Raw genomic sequence first — 22,837 nt, forward strand, 5'->3', positions numbered from 1 at the left:
GTTGCAAGCCCGAGAAACAGGCGTTTTCTGCGGTGTCTTAAGGGGATAGCAGAGATATTGAGCAGGCAGCCGCCCCCGGGTGACGGGGCGTCTGCCTGTTCTCGGTCGGCGCTGCGCCGCTGTCTTAGTTGTCGTCTTCCGAAAACGGGTCCTCGGTCCTGGCAAGGAGGTCGCTGTCTGCACCGCAGATTGGAGGCGCATGGCGGTAGGTCACCGGCGTCCGGGAGAATTTGAGCGGATTGCCAAGCAACCGCACCGGCCCCGCCGCCGAGGACATTTCAATTGTCATATCCCGCGCCGCCACCTGATCAGAGGCAAAAACCTGATCGAGCGTCTGCACCGGTCCTGCTGGCACCTTGCGGGCCTCCATCGCGGCGATCACCTCATCGGTGCGGTATTGGCGCAGCGCCGGTACTAGGATATCGGCGAGCGCGTCGCGGTGCTGCAAGCGGGCCGGGTTGGTTGCAAAGCGCGGGTCCCGCGCCAGCCCGTCCAGTCCGAGAAAAGATAGGAAGCGGCCAAACTGCGCGTCATTGCCGACCGCGAGGATCACATGGCCATCTGAGGTCTCATATAACCCATATGGCACGATGCTGGGATGCTCATTACCGCGCCGTTTGGGGGCGCTGCCAGTGTTGAGTGTTGCCACACCTTCGTTGATCAGCCAGGCGATCTGCGCATCCACCAGCGCGATATCGACCTGCTGGCCTTCGCCGGTCTGTTCCTTGTGGCGCAGCGCCGCGAGGATGCCGACACAGGCATACATTCCGCACATTACGTCGGCGATGCCGACGCCGACCTTCATCGGTCGGCCCTCAGGCTCACCGGTGAGCGACATGATCCCGCCATAGCCCTGTGCCATCAGGTCATAGCCGGGTTTATGGGCATTGGGTCCAGTCTGGCCGTAGCCGGAGATCGAACCATAGACCAGATGCGGGAACTCTGCGTGCAGGCTCTCGTAGTCGAGGCCGTATTTGGCAAGCCCGCCGGGTTTGAAGTTTTCCAGCAGAATATCGGCTTCAGCGGCGAGACGACGTATGACCTGCTGGCCCTCGGTCGTGGCGATGTCCACCACAACCGAGCGCTTATTGCGGTTTGCGGCCATGAAATAGGCCGACAGATCCGACTGGTGACCGTCTCCATCCACCACATAGGGCGGCCCCCACTGCCGGGTGTCATCGCCCCCGGTTCGCGGGTTTTCGACCTTGAGCACACTGGCCCCCAGATCTCCCAGCATCTGGGTGCAGGTCGGCCCTGCCAGAATGCGGGACAGGTCCAGCACCTTGACGCCAGTCAGCGGGCCATGGGACAGCTTGGCTTCGGATGTCCGGTCAGATGAGCCCATCATAGGCCTCCCGCTCGAATTCTGCGGCAATGACGGTGAAACGCTCGGCCTGCTGTGCCTCTTGCAAGGCAGCGCGCAGGCCTGCGCGGTCGCGGACCCTGACGCCATGGCCGCCAAAGGCCCGGCCCATCGCGGCAAAGTCGTGCTGGCCGAAGTCGACGCCAGCGTTATCCAGCCGTCGCTGTCGCTGCTTCAGATCGATCAATGCGAGGCTGGCATCGACGAAGACGACAAAGATCGGCGCAACGCCAAGCTCGGCGGCGGTGGACAACTCGCCCGCCACCATCAGGAAACCCGCATCACCGGAGAAGCTGACAACCGTGCGCTGCGGCTCTGCCAGTTTGCGGCCAATGGCCATCGGCACCGCGCAGCCCATGGTGCAGAGGCCCGAGGATTGGATCAGGGCGCGAGGCTCATGGCAGCTCCACATCTGCGAGAGCAGGATCCGATGGGCGCCGCTGTCTGCCGTCGCCAGCGTATCGCTGGGCAGGGTGGCCTGACATTCGGCAACGATCGCAGCGGGTCCCCAGTCCGCCTGCGGGGTGAAGGCGGAGCGAAGGGCTGCCCGGGCCACCTCAGGCTGACCTTCGGGCCAGCGCCGAGGGGACGGCTGCGTGTCATCGGCGAGCTGCGCCCCAACCGTCAGGGCGCGCAGACTGGGCGCAAGACCGGCAACCAGCGTCAGAGTGGCCGCGTGCATGTAGTGGGTGTTGTCCTCGGCGCAGATATCAATCACCCGCTGGCGGGAACAATCCCAGGCGTTGCGCCAGCCCGGGCGCATCTCGATTGGATCGTACCCCAGCGCAAGAACCAGATCGGCCTCGCGCACCAGCGGCAGCAGGTGACGATCGGCGAGCGGCGACAGCCCGGCGCCGCCAAGGCAAAGCGGGTGCTTCTCAGGCAGGATGCCCTTGGCCTTGTAGCTGGTTACAAAAGGGATCTGGTAGTGTTCGAGAAAGGCCAGAAGCGGCGCGGATGCGGCCTCGGCAACAGCGTCAAGACCGATCACCGCCAGCGGGCGCTCGGCCTCGGTAAGCCACGCGCGCGCCTGCGCCAGGTCAGCGGGCTGCGGTTGCGTTGCTCTGGCAGGCGCGAGGCAAGGACGGTGGGTGCCGGCAGGGGAATCGGCGACGGAGATCGGCACATCGATATGCACCGGCCCATTGCGCGGCGCGGTTGCGATCCGCACCGCCTTGTCGGCGATCACACCGGCAGCCTCCGCGTCGAGGCGATAGCTGGCCTTGGTGATCGGGGCAAAAACCGCCTGATGGTCCAGTACCTGATGGGTATAGGTGGCCGCTTCCGCCGCATCCACACATCCTGTCAGCACCAGCATCGGCACCCGGTCCTGATGCGCATTGGCGACAACGTTCACCCCATTGAGCGCCCCCGGGCCCAGCGTGGCCACCAGGATAACCGGTGCGCCATCGCTGTGGTGCACGCCTTCGCCCATGAAACCGGCGCTGTTCTCGTGTTTGGCAAGGTGAAAGCGGATGCCCGCCTTGGTCAGCGCATCGACAAGCGTCAGCACTTCGCCACCGGGCATGCCGAAGGCATGGCGGCATCCGGCGGCATATAGTCGCCGGGCCAGCACATCCGCCGCGCGCAATGGTTCTGTGGCCGTCGCAGCCGCGGTGTCGGTCTGTGTCATGAAATCCACCCTTCGTGAACAAGTGCCGCCAAATTGCCGGAACCGGGCAAGGTTGCAAGCCTCCTCACGCGGGTGTGAGCGTCAAGGCGCCGAGCGCGCCGCATTTTGCGCAATGGCATCAAGATGTTGGTCCAGCTCTGCCGCGATATCGGCGAGATCAGCCCCGCCTTCATCGAGATAGGGGGCAAAGACATGGGTTGCGGTTTTATAAGAAAGCGTCGCCAAGCCATCTTCGCCTTCGGTCACATAAAGGCGGATCGGGGCTTCAATCATTGCGGCGGTGGAATGGCTGAGGACCCGCACCGCATAGTCATTGTTGAAAACACCGATCACCCGGTTGCCGGGTATGGTAATGCCACGGGCCGCAGCGGCCTTGGTCGGCCCGGCCTGCGTCACCACGACAAGACCCTGCGCCTTCGTCGCCGCAATCACATCTTCGACCAGCTGCGGGTAGGGCTTGCGGGTCTGGTGAACCGCCCAGCCCTGGCGCTTGGCCAGCGGTGCGGCGGTCGCAACCATCGTATGTGACCCTGTTGCGGCAAGCAGCACGAAGGCCAGTGCCGCAGCGAACAGATGGCTGCGGCGGGGGGGCATCGGGCCCATCACGTTTTGAAACATGGCGGTGATCTCCTGTCGTTGCTTACGAGGTTAATGCCTCGGCGGCTGCACCGCAGTCACATTGTCGTGCAGCCGGTGCGAGCGGCGCGGCAGGGCAGTCAGGTGGTGCAGTCAGGCGGTACAGTCAGGCGGCGCGGCGAAAACCGGTGATCAGCTGGCGCAGCCCAACAGCGGCCCCGGCAAAGATCGACAGAAAGGTCACCGGGGCAGAAATCGACAACAGCGAAAAGGCGCTCAGCCCCTGGCCGACCGTGCAGCCCATTGCAAGGACCGCGCCGCCCCCCATGATCGCGGCCCCGATGATCTGGCGGCGCAGCTCGCGCGGGTCGTCGCAGGCCTCCCAGCGGAAATGCCCCTTGATCAGCGAACCGATAAAGGCACCGAGCCAGACGCCGCTGACCGAGCCGACGGCAAAGCTGATCGGCCGCAGGCTGCCGGTCATTGTCCACATGATGGTTTCGCCAAGCGGCGCGGAGAAGGAATGCGAGACCAGAGGTATCGCGTCAAACCCCGTCCGCGCGATATGGCTGCTGCCTGCCCAGCCGCTGATGATGGCAAACGCCACCAGCGCAGCCCAGCCAATAGCGGCCGGAGACTCGCGCACCTCGCGCCCGAGGATGGATATCAGCAGGATCGCACCGCCGATGGCAAGGCCGATAGCGCTGACCGACGCTCCAAGATGGTTGGCCAGATGATGGGCGATGCCGGCGGGCGAGTCATCGGTGATGCTCTGTTGCCGGAAAAACAGGTTGCGCAGCGGGGCGAGAGGGCCTGTCAGCACGACGAAAGTCGATACGCCCATCACCAGCACGATGACAAAGCTGCGCAGATCGCCGCCGCCGAGCCGGGCTATGGCACCATAGCCGCACATCCCGCTCAGGGCCATGCCATAGCCAAATAACAGGCCGCCGCCGATAGAGGCCAGCGGCATCCAGCGAATGGCAAGATATTGCGACTGCGCCGGATCCAGCCAGCCTAGAGCCATGAGGCCAAAACTTCCCAGGATTGCCATGCCAATTGCCATGCCCCACATCCGCAGACGCAGGGACGAGCCGCCATAGAGCAGATCCTCGATGGCGCCCAGCGTGCAGAACCGCCCCAGCCGCGCCGCCAATCCCAGCAGGACGCCGCCAAACACCCCCAGCAGGGCGGTCAGTTGCGTATCGCTCAGGAGGTCGGACAGGGGGGTTGGCATCTTGTGTGGGTTCCGCCGGTGAAAGAGCTGCGGGGCTGGCGGCTGGAGGGTCCGCTGCCAGTGTGGCCGGGCCGACCGGTCGTCGGTCAGTCCTCTTTGCAGAACAGCTCGTAGACCACTTCCAGGATCCGGCGTGGACGATCATCTGCCAGCCGGTAATAGATCGCCTTGCCCTCACGGCGTGGAATGACCAGACCTTCCAGACGCAGGCGCGACAGCTGTTGGGAAACCGCCGCCTGACGTGCGGAGAGCAGCTCTTCCAGCTCGGTCACCGATTTTTCACCCGACACCAGATGGCACAGGATCATCAGGCGTCCCTCGTGGCTGATCGCCTTCAGAAAATTCGAGGCGCGGGTGGCATTGTCCACCATCGTATCGAGATCTTCGGGGGCCATATCGGCGGAAAACTGTGGCAGGGCCATATCGGTGTTCTCTCCTGGTTCAACCATTGGTGGCCATCGGTGCGGGCTGCTGGTCGGGGGCTTGTCCCGCGTCTGGTTGCTCGGCAGCGGGCGGGACAAAGCCTGCGTGCGCCTGCAGCAGACCGGAAATCAGCGGCCAGAAGAAATCCTCTCCCGGATAGCCTTCCAGTCTCGCCATCTCATGGCCGCCCTCAACGATCAAGAAGGTTGGCGTGAATGTGACCCGCCGTGACAGCGTCAGATCTTTCGGCATGTCGCGCAAATCTGCCCGGCGCAGCGGGGCAAAGGTGCCTTCGGCGGTCTTTGGATAGATCGGCGCAATTTCCGCGTCCCAGCGTTCGCACCAGGCGCAGCCCGGCTGCTCGACCAAAACCAGCTCTGCGGCATCGCTGGCCGATGCGATCAGCGGCAATGCCGCCATGACAGCGACCTTTGCCAGCGCCGAGGCAGCGGCGCGGCAGCTGCGATAGGGCAGGGAGGTCAGCGAAGAAAAGGCCATGATGCGATTTGTCTCGATGATCTGTGTGGGGGCCGTGAAGTACGATGTCTGAGCCACGGCCGGTGATTGACGGGTCGTCATGAAGGGTGTCTATATGTACTACGTAATTTGAATATGTGAATAGTACAAGTTTCTACCGGGGTGGACCGGCGGCCCGCGCATCTTGTTGGAGCTGTGCCTGATTTGAGCAATCGCGGCTTGCACACGGAGATCGACCGCCAGCAGCCGACAGAAGATACCTCTCGGCGCGATGTGGATCGGCAACTGTGGTCTTGTCTGGTTCGAACGCAGAAGATGGCAAGGGGCCTTGATACATGCTGGAAATCTCTTTGTTCGGAGCGCTTGTTGCGGGGCTATTGTCATTCTTCACGCCCTGCGTGCTGCCCATGGTGCCGTTTTACCTCTCCTATATGGGGGGGCTTTCCATCGCGGAGCTGCGCAGCGACGGCGAGATCGCTTTGGGCGCGCGGCGGCGCCTTGTGCTGGCGTCGATCTGCTTTGCCGCAGGGGTGACCACTGTCTTCGTGCTGATGGGAATGGGAGCCACCGCACTGGGGCAGGTGTTTGGCCAATATCTGGATGTGCTGGCCTATGGCGCTGCGGTATTGCTGCTGGTCTTTGGGCTGCATTTTCTGGGGGTCCTGCGGATTCCACTGCTTTATCGCGAGGCCCGGATCGAAAGCACCGCGCCGCCCGCGACCTTGGCTGGCGCCTATTTGATGGGATTGGCCTTTGGCTTTGGCTGGACACCCTGCGTGGGGCCCGCCCTGGCCTCTATCCTGATGATTGCCTCTGGCCTTGGCGATATCTGGCGCGGCGGGCTGCTGTTGCTGGTCTACGGCGCGGCGATGACCGCGCCCTTTGTGGTGGCGGCGCTGTTTGCCGGGCCTTTTCTTAGGTTTGTGGCCCGCCACCGGTCTGCCTTTGCCTGGGTGGAAAAGGGGATGGGCGTCATGCTCATCATCTTTGCGGTTCTGATCGCCACGGGCAGCGTGCGTTATATTGCCGAGGCTATGATCCGGTGGTTCCCGGGTTTTGCAAGTATCGGCTGAGCGGCCCAGAATGGCGGCCGTATTGGGAGGGTAAGAGATGAAACGACTAATGATCGGACTGTTGTGGCTGCTTTGTGTCGGCTCTGCGGGGGCGGTGGAGCTCGGCGATGATGGCCTGCACAAGACCCCCTGGATGCGCGAGACCTTCAAGGATCTGCGCGAGGATCTGGACGAGGCCAATGCCGAGGGCAAGCGGCTGGTGCTGTTCTTTGAGCAAAGGGGCTGTGTCTATTGTACCAAGATGCACGAGGAGGTGTTCCCGACACCCGAGGTCGGGTCCTACATCGGCGACAATTTCTTTGTGGTGCAGCTCAATCTATATGGCGATGTCGAAGTGACGGATTTTGACGGTGAAACCCTGTCGGAAAAAGATATGGCCCGAAAATGGGGCGTTCTGTTTACCCCGACAATGATGTTCCTGCCGCAGGAGGTGCCCGAGATTCCGGCGCCGCAGGCCGCGGTGGCGATCATGCCCGGTGCCTTTGGGGTCGGCACTACGCTCGATATGTTCACATGGGTGAACGAAGAGCGCTATTTGCTTGATAACGGAGAAGATTTTCAACGTTACCATGCCCGACGCATCCAGGAACGGAACAACGGCTCCACCGATTGATACCGGTGATTTGATCGTCTTTGCAGCAAAGATGGCCTTGCCTGCGTGCCGTCGGGCAGACGAGGCCGGATAGGTTGAACGGTCGAAACGACATAATGAAATTCAAATTACTGAATTTGATGTTGCGTTAGCCGGGTGAGGTCGCCTAGGGTAAACGCCAGCGAAGCACGCCAAAGCGCGTGGGAGCCAATGGGAGGAAACATGAAGCAAATATCTCTGACACTGGCAGCCTGTCTGGCCGGGACAGTTGCGTTTGCCGCTGAGATCGCGCCGAAAGAGGTCGCCTATGACGATGACGGCGCTGTTGCCGTATCGCTCAGCGGTGCTGCCGGGGATGCCGCCAGCGGCGCATTGCTGGTTGGCGACAAATCCAAGGGCAATTGCGTGGCCTGCCATCAGGTGTCCGCGCTGTCGGATGTGCCGTTTCACGGTGAAATCGGCCCTGCGCTGGATGGTGCCGGCAGCCGCTGGAGCGAGGCGGAGCTGCGCGGTCTGGTGGCCAATGCCAAGATGACATTCGACGGCACGATGATGCCCGCCTTTTACAAGGTCGATGGCTTCATCCGGCCGGGCGATGCCTACACGGGCGAGGCGGGGACCGAGCCATTGCCGCCGATCCTGACCGCCCAGGAAATCGAAGATGTGGTCGCATTCCTTGCGACCCTGAAAGAAGACTGACGCAAAGGACCGGGATCTTTTGCGCCATCAACGTCAAAGGAGACATACGATGGAGTTCTCACGTCGCGACACACTTGGCCTTGGCCTTGGGGCCGCTGCCCTGACCATGCTGCCCCTGCGTGTCGTTGCTGCAGCCGAGGATCGGATTGCAGAGTTCACGGGTGGCGCTGATATGGCTGACACCGGCCTGACACTGACCGCGCCCGAAATCGCCGAAAACGGCAATACCGTACCGATCGAGGTCGATGCGCCCGGTGCTTCCGCCATCATGATCCTGGCGACCGGCAACCCGACCCCGGGCGTCGCGACCTTTACCTTTGGTCCGTTGGCTGCCAGCCAGTCAGCCGCCACACGGATTCGCCTCGCAGGCACGCAAGACATTGTGGCGGTTGCCAAAATGGCCGACGGCAGCTTTGCCAAGGCAAGCGCGACCGTGAAGGTGACCATCGGCGGCTGCGGCGGCTAAGCGCGACCTGTCCGTCAGGTTCGCCCCATAGATATCAGGAGTTAACGACATGGCATCCGGTGTAAAACCCCGCGTCAAAGTCCCGAAGAAAGCAGCCGCAGGCGAAGCGGTGACCATCAAGACGCTGATCAGCCACAACATGGAAAGCGGTCAGCGCAAGGACAAGGAAGGCAACGTCATTCCGCGGTCGATCATCAATCGCTTTACCTGCGAGTTTAACGGTCAGTCCGTTGTTGATGTGGCCATGGAACCCGCCATTTCCACCAACCCTTACTTCCAGTTCGACGCCACCGTCCCCGAGGCGGGTGAATTCGTCTTCACCTGGTACGACGATGACGGTTCTGTCTACACGGAACAAAAACCGATCGCGATCGGCTGATCCCTTCCGGATCCATAGGCAAACGCCCTGTCCGGAACGCCGGGCGGGACGACCACCCAAGGGAGGAAACAAGATGAATAATAAGGCAATCACCGCAATTGCCATGGCGCTGGCCTTGCCCGTTACCGCCTTTGCCGAGGCGGATGATGATACGCTGGTCGTCAATGACGAGATCGAAATGGTCACCAAGACCGCCGCACCCGCGCATGTTGCTGATGTGCTGGACGAGGTGATGTCAGGCTGGCATTTCCGCTCGGATGAGACGCAGGCGCTGCAGATGGATGATTTTGACAACCCTGCAATGGTCTTTGTCGATCAGGCAATGGATACATGGTCCAAGGTTGAAGGCACCGCGGAGAAATCCTGCGCCTCCTGCCACGACGATGTCGAAGAGAGCATGGTCGGCGTCCGCGCGGTTTACCCCAAGTGGAACGAGGATGCAGGCGAGATGCGTACCCTCGTCATGCAGATCAACGACTGCCGCGAGAACCAGATGGGCGCGGAGAAGTGGAAATACACCAGCGGCAAGATGGCGGCCATGGAAGCGCTGATTTCGGTGCAATCGCGCGGGATGCCGGTCAACGTGGCCATTGACGGCCCGGCCCAGTCCACCTGGGAACAGGGCAAGGAGCTCTACTACACCCGCACCGGTCAGCTGGAACTCTCCTGTGCCAATTGCCATGAAGACAACTATGGCAACATGATCCGCGCCGACCATCTGAGCCAGGGCCAGATCAATGGCTTCCCGGTCTACCGCTTGAAGAACACCAAGCTGAACACGGCCCATGCGCGGTTCAAAGGCTGCGTGCGTGACACCCGCGCCGAGACTTACAAACCGGGTTCGGCTGAGTTTGTGGCGCTGGAGCTCTATGTCGCATCGCGTGGCAACGGCCTCTCGGTCGAGGCACCGTCTGTCCGCAACTGATCCGCGTGGCCCCGTGTCAGAGATGATGCGGGGCGCGTTTCCCTCAATATCATTCAAACATGCGAATATATCGTGTGTCTCAGTAGGAAGATGAACCCATGATCTCGCGGCGTGATTTCTTGCAGGTCTCCATGGCAGCGTCAGCGCTTGTCGGGGCCTCAGGTTTTGGCAGCTGGGCCAGACTGGCAGCGCAGCAGAAGCTGACACAGGATCAGCTCCTGCAGTTTGACACCTATGGCAACATCAGCCTGATCCATGTCACGGACATTCACGCTCAGCTGAAGCCGATCTATTTTCGTGAGCCCTCGGTCAATCTTGGGGTTGGTGACAACAAGGGCCATGTTCCGCATATCACCGGCGCGGATTTCCGCAAGGCCTATGGGATCGCCGATGGCAGCCCCTCAGCTTATGCATTGACCTACAATGATTTTGCGTCGCTTGCGCAGGGCTATGGCCGGGTCGGGGGGCTGGATCGTGTTGCAACAATCATCAATGCCATCCGCGCCGACCGCCCCGATGCGCTGTTGCTGGATGGCGGCGACACCTGGCATGGCTCCTATACCTGTCATCACACCGAAGGCCAGGACATGGTCAATGTGATGAACGCGCTGAAGCCGGATGCGATGACCTTCCACTGGGAGTTCACGCTGGGATCGGACCGGGTGAATGAGATCGTCGAGGGGCTGCCCTTTGCCGCACTTGGCCAGAATATCTTTGACGCGGAATGGGATGAACCGGCTGAGCTGTTCAAACCTTACAAATTTTTCGAAAGGGGCGGGGCCAAGGTAGCCGTGATCGGTCAGGCCTTCCCCTATATGCCGATTGCAAACCCCGGCTGGATGTTCCCGGAATACTCCTTTGGGATCCGCGATGAACATATGCAGGAGATGGTCGACGAGGTACGCGCCGCTGGTGCGGATGTTGTTGTGGTGCTGTCGCACAACGGTTTTGACGTTGACAAGAAAATGGCCGGTGTGGTCAGCGGCATCGACGTGATCCTGTCCGGCCACACCCATGATGCGCTGCCGGAATCGGTTCTTGTTGGTCAGACCCACATTGTTGCGTCTGGGTCCAATGGTAAATTCGTCTCCCGCGTGGATCTGGATGTGCGTGACAGCCAGCTGATGGGGCTGCGGCACAAGCTGATCCCGGTGTTTTCCGACGTCATTGCGCCGGATCCGGTGATCAGCCAGCTGATCAACGACCAGCGCGCGCCCTATGAGGCAGAGCTGGCCGAGGTGATCGGCCAGACTGATGAGCTGCTCTATCGGCGCGGCAATTTCAACGGCACTTGGGACGATCTCATCTGTGACGCGCTGCTGACCGAGCGTGAAGCCGATATCGCCCTGTCGCCCGGCGTGCGTTGGGGGCCGTCCTTGCTGCCCGGAGACGACATCACCCGCGAGGATATCTGGAATGTCACGTCGATGAGCTACGGTGCAGCCTATCGCAATGAAATGACAGGCGAATTCCTGAAGGTGGTGATGGAGGACGTGGCCGACAACATTTTCAATCCCGACCCTTATTACCAGCAGGGCGGCGACATGGTGCGCGTCGGTGGCATGGGCTACCATATCGACATCACCAAGCCGCAGGGCGAACGGATCAGCAATATGACACTGCTGAAGACCGGCGAGGCGATTGACCCGGCCAAGACCTATATCGTTGCCGGTTGGGCCAGCGTGAATGAAGGGACCGAGGGCCCGCAGATCTGGGATGTGGTCGAAAGCCACATTCGCAAGATGGGCACCGTTACCCTTTCCCCGAACAATTCCGTGCAGGTGTCGGGCGCCTAAGCCCGGCATCCGCCAAAAATTTTTGCGCTGATGAATTCACGAAAGTGAATTTTTCGATGTAAGGAGGCAATCAGAGATGACTGATAAACCGAAGCAAACCAGCCGGTCGCGCCGCCAGTTCCTGGCCGGTGCTGCGGCGGTTGGGGCAGGGGCAATGGCGAGCCGTTCTGCTGGCGCTGCGACACCCGACCCGCTGATCACAGAGGTGCAGGACTGGGCATCCGGTCTTGGCGACGGCGTGGATACCACCCCCTACGGCCTGCCGATCAAATACGAAAGCGACGTGGTCCGGCGCAATGTGGAGTGGCTGACGGCGGACACCATCAGCTCGATCAACTTCACGCCGATCCACGCGCTGGACGGAACCATCACCCCGCAAGGCTGCGCCTTTGAACGTCATCACTCCGGCGCGATTGAGCTGCGCAAGGATGACTACCGGCTGATGATCAACGGCCTGGTCGACACGCCTTTGGTGTTTACCTATGCGGATCTGGAACGCTTCCCGCGCGAAAACCGCGTCTATTTCTGCGAATGTGCTGCGAATTCCGGCATGGAGTGGGCCGGTGCACAACTCAATGGCGCGCAGTTCACCCATGGCATGATCCACAACATGGAATATTCCGGTGTCCCGCTGCGCACCCTGCTTGAGGAAGCGGGCGTAAACCCCGCAGGCAAATGGGTTTATGTCGAGGGGGCGGATGCGTCCTCCAACGGGCGCTCGATCCCGCTGGAAAAGGCGATGGACGACGTGCTGGTCGCCTTCAAGGCCAACGGTGAGGCGCTGCGCAAGGAGCACGGCTATCCGGTGCGCCTCGTGGTGCCCGGCTGGGAAGGCAACATGTGGGTCAAATGGCTGCGCCGGATCGAGGTCATGGCAGGTCCGGTCGAGAGCCGCGAGGAAACCTCGAAATATACCGACACGCTGGCCAATGGCATCAGCCGCAAGTGGACCTGGGAGATGGACGCAAAATCCGTTGTGACCAGCCCAAGCCCTCAGGCACCGATTACCCATGGCGCCGGGCCGCTGGTGGTCACTGGCCTGGCCTGGTCCGGGCGCGGCGCAATCACTGGCGTGGATGTGTCCCTGGATGGCGGCAAGAACTGGACCGAGGCGCGGCTGGCGGCACCGGGAACGGACAAGGCGCTGACCCGGTTCTATCTGGATATCAACTGGGACGGGTCCGAGATGCTGCTGCAAAGCCGGGCCCGCGACGCGTCGGGCTATGTGCAGCCAACCAAGGCGCAGCTGCGCGAGGTGCGGGGGCTGAATTCGATTTATCACAACAACGCCATCCAGACCTGGTGGGTCAAGGCAAACGGGGAGGCGGAAAATGTCGAGGTTTCTTGAAGTGGTGATAAAGCCCACCGAGGGGAGGCGGAGCTTGCTTGCAGCGGCTGTCGTTTCCACGATGGTCGTGACGCCAGCTGCGGCGGAAAAATTCGGCCTCGGTCGCCCGGCCTTGCCGGAGGAAATCGCGGCCTGGGATCTCGATGTCTCTCCCGATGGCACCGGGCTGCCCGAAGGCTCGGGCGATGTCTTCACCGGCGAGGAGGTCTTTGCCGAAAAATGCGCGGTCTGCCACGGCGATTTCGCCGAGGGTGTGGGCAATTGGCCCAAGCTGGCGGGCGGGCAGGGCACGCTCGACCATGACGATCCGCTGAAAACTGTCGGCAGCTACTGGCCGTATCTCTCGACCACGTGGGATTACGTGAACCGTTCCATGCCCTTTGGCGATGCACAATCTCTGACCCCGGATGAGGTCTATGCGATTGTCGCCTATATCCTCTATTCCAACGACCTGGCCGATGATGAGTTTGTGCTGTCGGACGAAACCTTTGCCGGGGTGCAGCTGCCCAATGCGGATGGCTTCATTCTGGATGACCGGCTGGAAGCGGAAAAACACTTCTGGACCGCTTCGCCCTGCATGGAGAGCTGCAAGGACAGCGTCGAGATTACCATGCGCGCCATGGTGCTGGATGTGACGCCGAACGAAACCGATGCCGCTGAGACACAAGCGGACACTGCAGCCGAACCGGCCGTGCCCGCCGCAGAGGCAGACAGCGCGTCCGTTAAAGAGGCCGTCGCCCCAGAGGCTACCCCAGACATCGGCCCAGACCCTGAGCTGGTCGCAAAGGGCGAGAAGACCTTTCGCAAATGCAAATCCTGCCACCAGATCGGCGCGGGCGCGAAATCGAAAACCGGTCCCATCCTGAACGGAATCATCGGGTCGCCAGCCGCCCATGTTGATGGGTTTCGCTATTCCAAGGCTCTGCTAGCGGCGGCAGAGAATGGGCTGGTCTGGGATGAGGCCGCGCTTGCGGCCTTTCTCGCAAATCCGAAGAAATACATGAAAGGGACCAAGATGTCCTTTGCGGGGTTGAAGAAAGACGCCGATATCGAAGCGGTGATCGCTTATCTGAAGGCCGCAACCGCCGACTGACCCCGCCAGCACTCCTCAATGCAGGCGTCAGGCGATGCCTGCCTCCCACCACCTCCGCGATGGCTATCGCGGGGGTGGTTTGCGTTCCGCCAGAGTTGTGTCGTTCCGCCGCTGTCTGAACACTTGTTTTGCACAACGTCTTCAGATACTCACGCCGGTTCTTTCTCAGCGATAGGTGCCAGACATGCCCACTCCCAACACCCTTGGAATCGACTTTGGCACCTCCAACTCGGCAGCCGGTGTTGCGGTCAACGGACGACCCTGGCTGGTGGAGATCGAGCCGGGGGAAACCACGCTGCCAACCGCCGTTTTCTTTGATCCTGATCGTCGCAAGATGATTATCGGGCGGCCAGCCACCCGCGCGTTGATCAATGGGGACGAAGGCCGCTTCATGCGTGCCTTGAAAAGCCTTCTCGGCACGCCGCTGATGTATGAAAAGCGTCGTCTGAACGGTGAGCTGGTCGATTTTGTCACTATCGTGGCCCGTTTTCTGGCCGAGCTGAAGACCCGGGCAGAGGCGGCAACCGGCCAGTCGTTCAGCCATGCGCTGTCAGGCCGTCCGGTGCTGTTTCACAGCAAGGATGCAGCCCGCGATGCCCAGGCCGAAGTGGACCTGCGCGCCTGCTATCTGGCCGCAGGGTTTGAGGAGGTCCGTTTCATGCTGGAACCCGAAGCGGCCCTGCGCTCGGCACAGCCCAAGCCCGGCATCGGCCTGATCGTTGATATCGGCGGCGGCACCTCGGACTTCACAGCCTTTGAGCAGTCACGGGATGGGACCGCGCGTATTCTGGCCTCGCATGGCGTGCGTCTTGGCGGGACCGATTTCGACCGGCAGCTGAGCATTGATCACGTGATGCCGCTGTTGGGGCGCGGCAGTGCCATTCGCAACAGTTTTGGCGGCGGCAGCCTGCCTGCACCCAACCGGCTGTTCAACGATCTGGCGACCTGGCAGATGATCCCTTTCCTCTATGCTGCCGACAGTCGCCGCGCCGCGCAGGATCTGGCGCGCAATGCCGAAGAACCTGAAAAACTGGCACGGCTTGTCTCCGTGTTGGAAGATGAGCTGGGGCACGATCTGGCCTTTGCCGTAGAGCGGGGCAAAATCGCGGTCAATCACCCAGATCGCCGCCGCGCGGTGATTGATCTGAAGGTTCTGGAACCGGGGCTGTCGGTGCCCCTGGACACGCAGACGCTTGAGCAGAGCCTGGCGAGCGATATCGAGGAGATCACCGCCTGCGCCCGCGAGACCCTTCGTCGGGCGGATCTGCGCGGTGATCAGGTCACGCGGGTGGTTCTGGTCGGGGGTTCGGCCCTGCTTGCGGCGGTGCAGACGCAGATGCAGCAGCTCTGTCCGCGCGCTGAGCTATATTCGGAGAACGCGATGACAGCTGTCGCCGATGGTCTGGCGCTGGCTGCGGGCAGCGCGTTTGCCTGAGGCCGCGAACTGACGCCGGACATAGGCTTGCGCTGGGGTGATCTGATGGCTGGTCTCGACGCAGATTTCAGCTAGACTGAAGGTTCAGCCCATAAGCTTCGGATTCAGGTTTTTTAAGATGTTCCAGTTGTTTCGCCCCTTCACCTCAGATGCCGCCGCCACTCATCGTCGAGCGCCGCTGCTGCTCAGCCGTCGACTGTCAGCCATCGCAGCCGCCGCGATACTGGCCTCTGGCCTTCCCCTTGCCGCGATGGCGGCATCCTGCGGCAATACCTCTGCCGGGTTTGAGACCTGGAAACGCGATTTCGCCCAGGAGGCGCAACGCGCCGGCGTCCGCCAGGCCGGGCTGAACGCGCTGGCCAATACCAGCTACGCCAGCCGCACCATCGCCGCAGATCGCAACCAGAAGAGCTTTCGCTATTCTCTTGAGAAATTCATGCAGATCCGCGGCGCCAATACGATCATCGCCCAAGGCCGCAAGCGCAAGGCACGCAATGCGGAGTTCTTTGCCGCGTTGGAACGCAAGTTCGGGGTTCCGGCCGGGATCCTGATTGCGATTCACGGTATGGAAACTGCGTTTGGCAATTACATGGGTGACAGTCAGGTGGTCTCGGCCATCGTGACGCTGACCTATGACTGCCGCCGCTCCGATTTCTTCAAACCCCATGCCATTGGTGCGCTGAAACTGGTGGATCAGGGCGCCATTACCAGCGCGACCAAAGGCGCCAAACACGGCGAACTGGGGCACACCCAGTTCCTGCCGGGGAATGCGCTCAACTACGGTGTGGACTGGGATGGCAACGGGCGGGTGGATTTCTACAACATGGGGGATGCGCTGGCCTCAACCGCCCATTTCCTGCGCAAGAAAGGCTGGAAACCCGGGCGTGGCTACCAACAGGGGGAGCCGAATTACCGCGTGCTGAAGGAATGGAATGCGGCAACCGTCTACCAGCAGTCGCTGGCCATCATGGGGCGCAAGATCGACGGCTGAGGACACCGCCTGCTCATCCGCAACGGGGGGCTGCTGCTGTCGGCGGCTGCTGCGGCTCAGTTCCACCCCTTGCGGAAAAAATGCGGGCTGGCGCCGAACTTGCGTTTGAACTGGCGCGAGAAATGCGTGGCGCTGTTGAAGCCAGACGCCAGCGCGATCTCGGTCACTGACATCGAGGTCTCGTTCATCAGCGCAAAGGCATGGCTGAGCCGCATGTCGAAATAGACATGCATCGGGCTCTGGTCAAGATAGCGCGCAAACAGCCGCTCCAGCTGACGGCGCGAGATATCCAGCCGATCACAGAGCTCGCCGATTGAGAGTGGCTCCTCAATTGATTCCTGCATCAGCTGAAGCGCGTTCAGCAGCCGTTGGTTGCGGCTGCCGATTGCGACCGCGTAATTGGACTTCTGCGGTGTGCTCTGCCCGCCGGTACGCACATGCAGGCACATGTCGGCAACAATGATCGCCAGCTGCTTGCCATGGCGTTCCTCGATCAGGTTCAGCATCATATCTGTGGCTGCATTGCCGCCGCCGCATGTCATCAGAGTATCGCTGATTTCAAAGATCCGGGGCGATGGGAGCAGGTCCGGATATCTCTCGACAAAACCGGGCTGGTTCTCCCAGTGCAGGGTGAACCGATGCTCGCCCAGTAGCCCAGCCTGCGCCAGAGCAAAGGCCCCGGTGCAGATGCCGCCGATCGAGCGGCCAAAGCGGCGTTCGCGCCGCAGCCAGTTCAACACCGTCTCACTGGCGGCATTCTGCGGTTCCACGCCCGAGCAGACAAAAGCCAGAGCATCCCCCGGGAGCGGACCCATTGGCAGGTCCGGCGTGATGGTCATCCCGTTTGAACAGCGGATCGGTTCGCCATCCGGTGTCATCACATACCAGCGATAGAGCTGCGTATTGGTGACCTGATTGGCAATGCGCAACGGCTCGACGGCGGCCGCGATGGGCAGCATCGTCGCCTTCGGCAGCAGCAGGAAATAGAAATCCTGCGGCTCACCGTCAAAGGGGATCGTCAGATTGGCCGACGCCCCTTTTTGCACAAAATAGTCATCGATCATTTCGGGAACCTGTAACACACCGGTTTCGGTTGGGTCTGTGATCTTTGCTAGTTAACCCCGATCTACGGCCTGCATCCCACCTTTTGCGACGGCGGGGCGATGGTTTTCGACGCGGACCTGACTGTTTGCGCCACCGAGGCCGCATTCGGGTGCAGGGCACAGGCCAGCGCAAAAACAATCGCCGCCCCTTGCAGCCCAAATGTGGCGGCACTAAGACTCGGGTAATACTCAGTCGGCTATGATGCCGATACAATTCAAAGCAGGCAGGTCAATATGGTCGATCCAAGAGAAACATACATGAACACGCTGGTGCCGATGGTGGTGGAACAGACCAGCCGCGGTGAACGCGCCTATGATATCTTTTCGCGCCTGCTGAAGGAGCGGATCATTTTCCTTAATGGTCCGGTTCACGACGGCATGAGCTCCCTGATCGTGGCCCAGCTGCTGCACCTCGAGGCGGAGAACCCGTCGAAAGAGATCTCGATGTATATCAACAGCCCCGGCGGCGTTGTGACCTCAGGTCTGTCGATCTATGACACCATGCAATACATCAAGCCGAAGGTTTCGACACTGGTGATCGGCCAGGCGGCCTCCATGGGCTCGCTGCTGCTGACGGCGGGTGAGGCGGGGATGCGGTTCTCGCTGCCCAACAGCCGCGTCATGGTGCATCAGCCCTCTGGTGGCTTCCAAGGGCAGGCGACGGATATCATGATCCACGCCGAGGAAACCCTGAAGCTGAAGAAGCGCCTGAACGAAATCTACGTCAAGCACACCGGCCAGGAATACGACAAGATCGTGAACGCGCTGGAGCGGGATAATTTCATGTCTCCCGAAGAGGCGAAGGAATTCGGATTGATCGACGAAATCGTCGAAAACCGCAGCAAGCTGGACGACGAGGACAGCTGATCAGCGGTGTGAGCTGGCAGGTGTGCCCCGTCGTCATCGGGGCACACTTTGCGATTGTGGCTGCTGTGCCTGTGGCATAAGCTGCCAATATTACGGGTGGCGCAGGAGGCGCATGCACGCCCTGGACGGAAAGGTAGACCATGGCAACGAACTCAAGCGGCGACAGTAAGAACACGCTTTATTGCAGCTTCTGCGGCAAGAGCCAGCATGAGGTACGCAAGCTTATTGCGGGCCCAACCGTGTTCATCTGCGACGAATGCGTCGAACTGTGCATGGACATCATCCGCGAAGAGACGAAGGCCTCCGGGCTGAAGTCCACCGACGGCGTTCCGACGCCGAAGGACATCTGCGAGGTCCTTGACGATTATGTGATCGGTCAGGCAATGGCCAAGCGGGTGCTGTCTGTTGCGGTGCACAACCACTACAAGCGCCTGAATCACGCTCAGAAGGCGGGTTCGGACATCGAATTGTCAAAATCCAACATTTTGCTGATCGGCCCAACCGGCTGCGGCAAGACGCTGCTGGCGCAGACGCTGGCGCGTATTCTGGATGTGCCCTTCACCATGGCGGATGCGACCACGCTGACCGAAGCCGGTTATGTGGGCGAGGATGTCGAGAATATCATTCTCAAGCTGTTGCAGGCGTCGGAATACAACGTCGAACGTGCGCAGCGCGGCATTGTCTACATCGACGAGGTCGACAAGATCACCCGCAAGTCGGAAAACCCCTCGATCACCCGCGACGTGTCGGGCGAGGGGGTGCAGCAGGCGCTGCTGAAGCTGATGGAAGGTACCGTGGCCAGCGTGCCGCCGCAGGGCGGGCGTAAGCATCCGCAGCAGGAATTCCTGCAGGTGGACACCACCAATATCCTGTTCATCTGCGGTGGTGCCTTCGCCGGTCTCGACAAGATCATCAAACAGCGCGGCAAGGGCTCGGCCATGGGCTTTGGCGCGGATGTGCGTGATGACAGCGATGCGGGTGTCGGTGAAACCTTCAAGAAGCTTGAACCTGAAGACCTGCTGAAATTCGGCCTGATCCCGGAATTCGTCGGCCGTCTGCCGGTTCTGGCAACACTGGAAGATCTGGATGAGGACGCGCTGATCACCATTCTGACCAAGCCGAAGAATGCTCTGGTCAAACAGTATCAGCGCCTGTTCGAGCTGGAAGATACCGAGCTGGACTTTACCGAGGAAGCGCTGAGTGCGATTGCGAAGAAAGCGATCGAACGCAAAACCGGCGCCCGTGGTCTGCGCTCCATTCTGGAGGATATCCTGCTCGACACCATGTTTGAGCTGCCGGGAATGGACAGCGTCGAGAAAGTGGTCGTGAACGAAGAGGCTGTGAACTCGGACGCACAACCGCTGATGATCCACGCCGACGCCGAAAAAGAGTCGGCGACAGCTGGTTAAGCTTTGTAGCGATGCCAATGGCAGAGCTGAGATGATTGAAAGGCGGCGTGAGGGTAACCTTGCGCCGCTTTTCCATGTGATTTTCGGTAAGAAAGAGACAGAGAACATGATCAAACGCATTTCCTCCGGAGGCGAATTTGAGGCCAAGATCGGCTATTGCCGCGCCGTGGTTGCGGGCGGCTTTGTGCATGTGGCAGGCACCGTGGGACAGGGGGACGACGTGGTCGCGCAGTGCCAGTCAGCGCTTAATATCATTGGCGCCGCGCTTGAGCAGGCGGGCAGCAGTTTTGCCGATGTGGTACGGGTGAACTACTACCTGCCCGATCGCGCTGAGTTCGAGCCCTGCTGGCCGCTGTTGGCGCAGACCTTTGGCGATAACCCGCCAGCTGCCACGATGATCGAATGCGGGCTGATTGATCCCAAGTTTCGGATCGAGATCGAGGTAACGGCCCTGGCGTCGGCCTAAGGGGAACTCTGGCCTGGGCCGACTGCGGGCTAGAACTCGAAACTACGCATAGGGGCGGTTTCCTTGCGGCGCCGCTCCATCAGCTTCTGCAACTCGCTTTTCTCTGGGTCTGCATCCAGGCCCAGCATGGATTTCGCCGCGTCCAGCGTTTTCATTGTCATCTGCTGCCAATCTCCTTCATCCGGTTCGGTCAGGCGGATCGTCTTTGGCCCCTGCTGGGCACGGTCGCCGTGGATCATCAGGCTGGTCACCTGCATCAGGTCCAGCACAGTAACGGCGACAATAAGGGTTGCGACCAGAGAAAGGATGAAGCGCACGGGCGGCCTCGCTATCGGATGTTAAGAATTCACGCGCATCTTAGGCGGCAATTATGGCCCGATTGTGCAAATGCCCGAGAAGTTTTGCGACAATCCCCATGGGCGGGTGCAGCGTGTCTGGACCTTGGCGGTAAATTGCGCCATATCAGAAGCGAAATTTTCGGAGGAACCGATGGGAATCCTGAACTCTCTCTTGCGGGCTGTGACCTGGTGGAACGGCTCGACCCTGAATACGCGTATCTTCACCGCCCGTAAGGGCACCAAGGTGGGTGAGGACGATCAGGGCAACGTGTATTATCGCAATGCCGACGACAGCAAGCGCTGGGTGATGTTCAACGGCGAGGTTGAGGCCTCGCGCATCGGGGCAGATTGGCATGGCTGGTTGCACCGCACGTTTGACGAAGTGCCGTCCGAAAAACCTCTGGCGCATAAACCCTGGGAAAAGCCGCATCAGGAAAACCTGACCGGCACCATGCTGGCCTATGCGCCGGCCGGGTCGATCCGCGCAGCCGGAGCTCCCAAGGAACGCAGCGACTATGAAGCATGGTCGCCGGAATAAGCATCGGTCACATCTGATCGAGACAACAGCGTCGCCAGCGGCGCTGGCCGGTTGGCACAGGTGTCGACCCATCCAAAGGCAGGGGCTGAAACAGCATGTCGCATAACACTACCGAGGTTTTGGCAGGTGGGCTGGTTCTGGCCGCTGCCATCGGATTTGCCGTCTATGCCGGTCAGGCTGCCGGTCTGTCGCGCGCCGGCTCTGCTTATGAGCTGAACGCCTCGTTTCGGTCTCTGGAAGGGGTGAGCGTTGGCACCGATGTCCGTCTTGCCGGTGTCAAGATCGGCACGGTCACCGGTGTTGAACTGAACCCGCAGACCTTTCGTGCCGATACCCGGTTCTCCGTCAAGGAAGGGATCGAGATCCCCGACGACAGCGCGGTGGTGATTTCTTCCGAAGGCCTGCTTGGCGGCAACTTCGTTGAGGTGATGCCCGGCGGATCGCCCTTTGCCTTTGAGGCGGGGGACGCGGTGGAGGACACTCAGGGCGCGGTCAGCCTGATCTCGCTTCTGGTGAAATTTGTTGCAGGCAGCGGAGACGAAGGCTGATGCGTCTGATTGCGGCGCTTTTTGCACTTGTGACAGCCACGGGTGTCGCTTGCGCGCAGGGGGCTGCTGAAAATGGCACCTCCGCCGTTCTGCGCGGCCTCGACAAGGTCAATGGTCAGACGCAGGATCTGGAAATTCCGGTGGGCGGCAGCGCTGAGATATTTGGCGTGATCGTCAGCCTGCAGGAATGCCGCTTTCCTGCCGACAACCCAACCGGCGATGCCTATGCCTATGTGACGGTGCGCAATCCCAATGATGCCACGGTTTATTTTGACGGCTGGATGATCGCGTCAAGCCCGGCTTTGAACGCGCTGGATCACAGCCGCTATGATATCTGGGTGATGCGCTGCACCAACGCCTGAGGCGTGGGCAGGGGGGCGGCGGTAAAATCCGCGTCAATATCCAGCGCCTCCCGCAATTGGCGGCGATAGCGCGCCCGGCTGATCTCGACCGCGCCGAGAGAGGCGAGATGCGGCGTCAGGAACTGCGTGTCACAGAGGGTGAAACCCGTCTGTTGCAGCCGATCCATCAGATAGGCCAATGCGATCTTTGACGCGTCCCGGCGCCGGGAGAACATGCTCTCACCGAAGAACGCACCGCCCAGCACAACCCCATAGACGCCGCCTGTCAGCTCACCTGCGTGATAAACCTCAAGCGAATGGGCGTTGCCCTGCTGGTGCAGATCAATGTAGCGGGCGCGGATTTCTGGGTTGATCCATGTCTCGGCGCGATCGGCACAGCCGTCAAGCACTGCGGCAAAATCCCGGTTCACGGCAATTTCATGCCCCCCCTTTCGCAGGGTTTTGGCCAGCGAGCGCGACAGATGAAATCCACCGATCGGGAACACGCCGCGCCGCTTCGGATCTACCCAGAAAACGTCGGGGTCGTCCCGGCTCTCGGCCATGGGAAAAACGCCGACGGAATAGGCGTGAAGCAGCAGTTCTGGCGTGAGGGTCATAAGGCTAGTCTAAAATGGGATAGTGGGTTCGGGGAAATGGAAAACGCGATGATACAAGGCAAAGGGCAGGGCTAAAAATCGGGCAGCGGGAAAGAAAAAAGGCG

The 22,837-nt window shown here is 61.0% G+C and carries 26 protein-coding genes; 17 read left to right on the top strand and 9 right to left on the bottom strand.

Translation table 11 applies throughout. The features are described 5' to 3' along the window. Positions 1-124: 124 nt before the first annotated feature. The 6 genes from VWZ85_RS10090 to VWZ85_RS10115 form a co-directional block, all read right to left on the bottom strand. Entirely contained in the window at positions 125-1,345 is a 1,221-nt protein-coding gene (locus VWZ85_RS10090) for a CaiB/BaiF CoA transferase family protein (protein ID WP_416588820.1), read from the bottom strand. Further along, positions 1,332-2,996 (bottom strand): thiamine pyrophosphate-binding protein, encoded by a 1,665-nt coding sequence (locus tag VWZ85_RS10095; protein ID WP_416588137.1) that lies wholly within the window; start codon positions 2,994-2,996, stop codon positions 1,332-1,334. Before VWZ85_RS10095 ends, VWZ85_RS10090 begins: the two co-directional genes overlap by 14 nt. Positions 2,997-3,077: 81 nt before the next feature. Further along, positions 3,078-3,515 (bottom strand): DUF302 domain-containing protein, encoded by a 438-nt coding sequence (locus VWZ85_RS10100; RefSeq protein WP_340546304.1) that lies wholly within the window; start codon positions 3,513-3,515, stop codon positions 3,078-3,080. Positions 3,516-3,738: 223 nt separating this feature from the next. Then, positions 3,739-4,809, bottom strand: coding sequence for a YeeE/YedE family protein (locus VWZ85_RS10105; protein ID WP_416588140.1), 1,071 nt, complete (start codon positions 4,807-4,809; stop codon positions 3,739-3,741). Between the two features lie 86 nt (positions 4,810-4,895). Beyond that, the gene (locus VWZ85_RS10110) at positions 4,896-5,231 is read right to left on the bottom strand and encodes an ArsR/SmtB family transcription factor (protein ID WP_340546305.1); all 336 of its coding nucleotides are present in this window, start codon (positions 5,229-5,231) and stop codon (positions 4,896-4,898) included. Positions 5,232-5,250: 19 nt separating this feature from the next. Further along, on the bottom strand, positions 5,251-5,730 hold the full coding sequence (locus VWZ85_RS10115; RefSeq protein ID WP_416588822.1) for a hypothetical protein: 480 nt from the start codon (positions 5,728-5,730) through the stop codon (positions 5,251-5,253). A gap of 314 nt (positions 5,731-6,044) precedes the next feature. Here VWZ85_RS10115 and VWZ85_RS10120 point away from each other — a divergent pair, with 314 nt between their 5' ends. The 11 genes from VWZ85_RS10120 (at position 6,045) to VWZ85_RS10170 (ending at position 16,506) form a co-directional block, all read left to right on the top strand. After that, on the top strand, positions 6,045-6,782 hold the full coding sequence (locus tag VWZ85_RS10120) for a cytochrome c biogenesis CcdA family protein (RefSeq protein ID WP_416553500.1): 738 nt from the start codon (positions 6,045-6,047) through the stop codon (positions 6,780-6,782). A 37-nt stretch (positions 6,783-6,819) separates the two neighbouring features. After that, positions 6,820-7,395: a thioredoxin family protein gene (locus tag VWZ85_RS10125; protein WP_340545301.1), complete on the top strand. Its 576-nt coding sequence runs from the start codon at positions 6,820-6,822 to the stop codon at positions 7,393-7,395. A 201-nt stretch (positions 7,396-7,596) separates the two neighbouring features. Then, positions 7,597-8,073, top strand: coding sequence for a sulfur oxidation c-type cytochrome SoxX (soxX, locus tag VWZ85_RS10130; protein WP_340545302.1), 477 nt, complete (start codon positions 7,597-7,599; stop codon positions 8,071-8,073). A 49-nt stretch (positions 8,074-8,122) separates the two neighbouring features. After that, a complete protein-coding gene (gene soxY, locus VWZ85_RS10135) occupies positions 8,123-8,539 on the top strand; it encodes a thiosulfate oxidation carrier protein SoxY (protein WP_340545303.1) in 417 nt (138 codons plus the stop codon). Positions 8,540-8,588: 49 nt separating this feature from the next. Continuing rightward, positions 8,589-8,918: a thiosulfate oxidation carrier complex protein SoxZ gene (soxZ, locus tag VWZ85_RS10140; RefSeq protein WP_340545304.1), complete on the top strand. Its 330-nt coding sequence runs from the start codon at positions 8,589-8,591 to the stop codon at positions 8,916-8,918. Between the two features lie 73 nt (positions 8,919-8,991). Then, positions 8,992-9,843: a sulfur oxidation c-type cytochrome SoxA gene (gene soxA, locus VWZ85_RS10145; RefSeq protein ID WP_416536194.1), complete on the top strand. Its 852-nt coding sequence runs from the start codon at positions 8,992-8,994 to the stop codon at positions 9,841-9,843. A gap of 98 nt (positions 9,844-9,941) precedes the next feature. Next, on the top strand, positions 9,942-11,639 hold the full coding sequence (soxB, locus tag VWZ85_RS10150) for a thiosulfohydrolase SoxB (protein ID WP_416588142.1): 1,698 nt from the start codon (positions 9,942-9,944) through the stop codon (positions 11,637-11,639). Between the two features lie 76 nt (positions 11,640-11,715). Further along, positions 11,716-12,987, top strand: coding sequence for a sulfite dehydrogenase (gene soxC, locus VWZ85_RS10155; protein ID WP_416588145.1), 1,272 nt, complete (start codon positions 11,716-11,718; stop codon positions 12,985-12,987). Between the two features lie 61 nt (positions 12,988-13,048). Next, positions 13,049-14,080 carry a c-type cytochrome gene (locus VWZ85_RS10160; RefSeq protein WP_416588825.1) on the top strand — a complete coding sequence of 344 codons (1,032 nt, stop codon included), beginning with the start codon at positions 13,049-13,051 and terminating at the stop codon, positions 14,078-14,080. Positions 14,081-14,264: 184 nt separating this feature from the next. Beyond that, positions 14,265-15,515 carry an Hsp70 family protein gene (locus VWZ85_RS10165; RefSeq protein ID WP_416588147.1) on the top strand — a complete coding sequence of 417 codons (1,251 nt, stop codon included), beginning with the start codon at positions 14,265-14,267 and terminating at the stop codon, positions 15,513-15,515. Positions 15,516-15,696: 181 nt separating this feature from the next. Next, positions 15,697-16,506 (top strand): lytic murein transglycosylase, encoded by an 810-nt coding sequence (locus VWZ85_RS10170; protein ID WP_416588827.1) that lies wholly within the window; start codon positions 15,697-15,699, stop codon positions 16,504-16,506. A 56-nt stretch (positions 16,507-16,562) separates the two neighbouring features. Here the strand turns inward: VWZ85_RS10170 and VWZ85_RS10175 are convergent, their stop codons facing one another. Beyond that, positions 16,563-17,570 (bottom strand): GlxA family transcriptional regulator, encoded by a 1,008-nt coding sequence (locus VWZ85_RS10175; RefSeq protein WP_340545309.1) that lies wholly within the window; start codon positions 17,568-17,570, stop codon positions 16,563-16,565. Between the two features lie 273 nt (positions 17,571-17,843). Between VWZ85_RS10175 and VWZ85_RS10180 the strand changes: the two genes are divergently transcribed. The 3 genes from VWZ85_RS10180 (at position 17,844) to VWZ85_RS10190 (ending at position 20,351) form a co-directional block, all read left to right on the top strand. Further along, positions 17,844-18,476 carry an ATP-dependent Clp protease proteolytic subunit gene (locus tag VWZ85_RS10180; RefSeq protein WP_340545310.1) on the top strand — a complete coding sequence of 211 codons (633 nt, stop codon included), beginning with the start codon at positions 17,844-17,846 and terminating at the stop codon, positions 18,474-18,476. Positions 18,477-18,616: 140 nt separating this feature from the next. After that, positions 18,617-19,885, top strand: a complete 1,269-nt coding sequence (gene clpX / locus VWZ85_RS10185; protein WP_340545311.1) for an ATP-dependent Clp protease ATP-binding subunit ClpX — start codon at positions 18,617-18,619, stop codon at positions 19,883-19,885. Positions 19,886-19,991: 106 nt separating this feature from the next. Next, the gene (locus VWZ85_RS10190) at positions 19,992-20,351 is read left to right on the top strand and encodes a RidA family protein (protein WP_340545312.1); all 360 of its coding nucleotides are present in this window, start codon (positions 19,992-19,994) and stop codon (positions 20,349-20,351) included. A 29-nt stretch (positions 20,352-20,380) separates the two neighbouring features. Here VWZ85_RS10190 and VWZ85_RS10195 read toward each other — a convergent pair whose 3' ends face one another. Further along, complete coding sequence (locus tag VWZ85_RS10195; protein WP_340545313.1) at positions 20,381-20,668, bottom strand: hypothetical protein; 288 nt, start codon at positions 20,666-20,668, stop codon at positions 20,381-20,383. A gap of 172 nt (positions 20,669-20,840) precedes the next feature. On the opposite strand from VWZ85_RS10195, the gene VWZ85_RS10200 reads away from it, so the two are divergent. From VWZ85_RS10200 to VWZ85_RS10210, 3 genes are all read left to right on the top strand, one after another. Then, positions 20,841-21,227 (top strand): NADH:ubiquinone oxidoreductase subunit NDUFA12, encoded by a 387-nt coding sequence (locus VWZ85_RS10200; protein WP_340545314.1) that lies wholly within the window; start codon positions 20,841-20,843, stop codon positions 21,225-21,227. A 95-nt stretch (positions 21,228-21,322) separates the two neighbouring features. Then, complete coding sequence (gene mlaD / locus VWZ85_RS10205) at positions 21,323-21,775, top strand: outer membrane lipid asymmetry maintenance protein MlaD (RefSeq protein WP_340545315.1); 453 nt, start codon at positions 21,323-21,325, stop codon at positions 21,773-21,775. Continuing rightward, positions 21,775-22,137, top strand: coding sequence for a DUF2155 domain-containing protein (locus tag VWZ85_RS10210; RefSeq protein WP_416538634.1), 363 nt, complete (start codon positions 21,775-21,777; stop codon positions 22,135-22,137). Before mlaD ends, VWZ85_RS10210 begins: the two co-directional genes overlap by 1 nt. On the opposite strand, the gene aat is transcribed toward VWZ85_RS10210, so the two are convergent. Further along, positions 22,101-22,733 (bottom strand): leucyl/phenylalanyl-tRNA--protein transferase, encoded by a 633-nt coding sequence (gene aat / locus VWZ85_RS10215; RefSeq protein ID WP_416536180.1) that lies wholly within the window; start codon positions 22,731-22,733, stop codon positions 22,101-22,103. The two genes, VWZ85_RS10210 and aat, sit on opposite strands and share 37 nt — an antisense overlap. Positions 22,734-22,837 lie beyond the last annotated feature (104 nt).

The organism is Phaeobacter sp. JH20_29 (assembly GCF_048056175.1).
GTDB lineage: Bacteria > Pseudomonadota > Alphaproteobacteria > Rhodobacterales > Rhodobacteraceae > Phaeobacter > Phaeobacter bryozoorum.

Excerpts from the sequence above, each read along its gene's own strand:
- VWZ85_RS10090 (WP_416588820.1), bottom strand. The coding sequence starts at position 1,345 with ATGGGCTCATCTGACCGGACATCCGAAGCCAAGCTGTCCCATGGCCCG.
- VWZ85_RS10095 (WP_416588137.1), bottom strand. The coding sequence starts at position 2,996 with ATGACACAGACCGACACCGCGGCTGCGACGGCCACAGAACCATTGCGC.
- VWZ85_RS10100 (WP_340546304.1), bottom strand. The coding sequence starts at position 3,515 with ATGGTTGCGACCGCCGCACCGCTGGCCAAGCGCCAGGGCTGGGCGGTT.
- VWZ85_RS10105 (WP_416588140.1), bottom strand. The coding sequence starts at position 4,809 with ATGCCAACCCCCCTGTCCGACCTCCTGAGCGATACGCAACTGACCGCC.
- VWZ85_RS10110 (WP_340546305.1), bottom strand. The coding sequence starts at position 5,231 with ATGGCCCTGCCACAGTTTTCCGCCGATATGGCCCCCGAAGATCTCGAT.
- VWZ85_RS10115 (WP_416588822.1), bottom strand. The coding sequence starts at position 5,730 with ATGGCCTTTTCTTCGCTGACCTCCCTGCCCTATCGCAGCTGCCGCGCC.
- VWZ85_RS10120 (WP_416553500.1), top strand. The coding sequence starts at position 6,045 with ATGCTGGAAATCTCTTTGTTCGGAGCGCTTGTTGCGGGGCTATTGTCA.
- VWZ85_RS10125 (WP_340545301.1), top strand. The coding sequence starts at position 6,820 with ATGAAACGACTAATGATCGGACTGTTGTGGCTGCTTTGTGTCGGCTCT.
- soxX (WP_340545302.1), top strand. The coding sequence starts at position 7,597 with ATGAAGCAAATATCTCTGACACTGGCAGCCTGTCTGGCCGGGACAGTT.
- soxY (WP_340545303.1), top strand. The coding sequence starts at position 8,123 with ATGGAGTTCTCACGTCGCGACACACTTGGCCTTGGCCTTGGGGCCGCT.
- soxZ (WP_340545304.1), top strand. The coding sequence starts at position 8,589 with ATGGCATCCGGTGTAAAACCCCGCGTCAAAGTCCCGAAGAAAGCAGCC.
- soxA (WP_416536194.1), top strand. The coding sequence starts at position 8,992 with ATGAATAATAAGGCAATCACCGCAATTGCCATGGCGCTGGCCTTGCCC.
- soxB (WP_416588142.1), top strand. The coding sequence starts at position 9,942 with ATGATCTCGCGGCGTGATTTCTTGCAGGTCTCCATGGCAGCGTCAGCG.
- soxC (WP_416588145.1), top strand. The coding sequence starts at position 11,716 with ATGACTGATAAACCGAAGCAAACCAGCCGGTCGCGCCGCCAGTTCCTG.
- VWZ85_RS10160 (WP_416588825.1), top strand. The coding sequence starts at position 13,049 with ATGGTCGTGACGCCAGCTGCGGCGGAAAAATTCGGCCTCGGTCGCCCG.
- VWZ85_RS10165 (WP_416588147.1), top strand. The coding sequence starts at position 14,265 with ATGCCCACTCCCAACACCCTTGGAATCGACTTTGGCACCTCCAACTCG.
- VWZ85_RS10175 (WP_340545309.1), bottom strand. The coding sequence starts at position 17,570 with ATGATCGATGACTATTTTGTGCAAAAAGGGGCGTCGGCCAATCTGACG.
- VWZ85_RS10180 (WP_340545310.1), top strand. The coding sequence starts at position 17,844 with ATGGTCGATCCAAGAGAAACATACATGAACACGCTGGTGCCGATGGTG.
- clpX (WP_340545311.1), top strand. The coding sequence starts at position 18,617 with ATGGCAACGAACTCAAGCGGCGACAGTAAGAACACGCTTTATTGCAGC.
- VWZ85_RS10190 (WP_340545312.1), top strand. The coding sequence starts at position 19,992 with ATGATCAAACGCATTTCCTCCGGAGGCGAATTTGAGGCCAAGATCGGC.
- VWZ85_RS10200 (WP_340545314.1), top strand. The coding sequence starts at position 20,841 with ATGGGAATCCTGAACTCTCTCTTGCGGGCTGTGACCTGGTGGAACGGC.
- mlaD (WP_340545315.1), top strand. The coding sequence starts at position 21,323 with ATGTCGCATAACACTACCGAGGTTTTGGCAGGTGGGCTGGTTCTGGCC.
- VWZ85_RS10210 (WP_416538634.1), top strand. The coding sequence starts at position 21,775 with ATGCGTCTGATTGCGGCGCTTTTTGCACTTGTGACAGCCACGGGTGTC.
- aat (WP_416536180.1), bottom strand. The coding sequence starts at position 22,733 with ATGACCCTCACGCCAGAACTGCTGCTTCACGCCTATTCCGTCGGCGTT.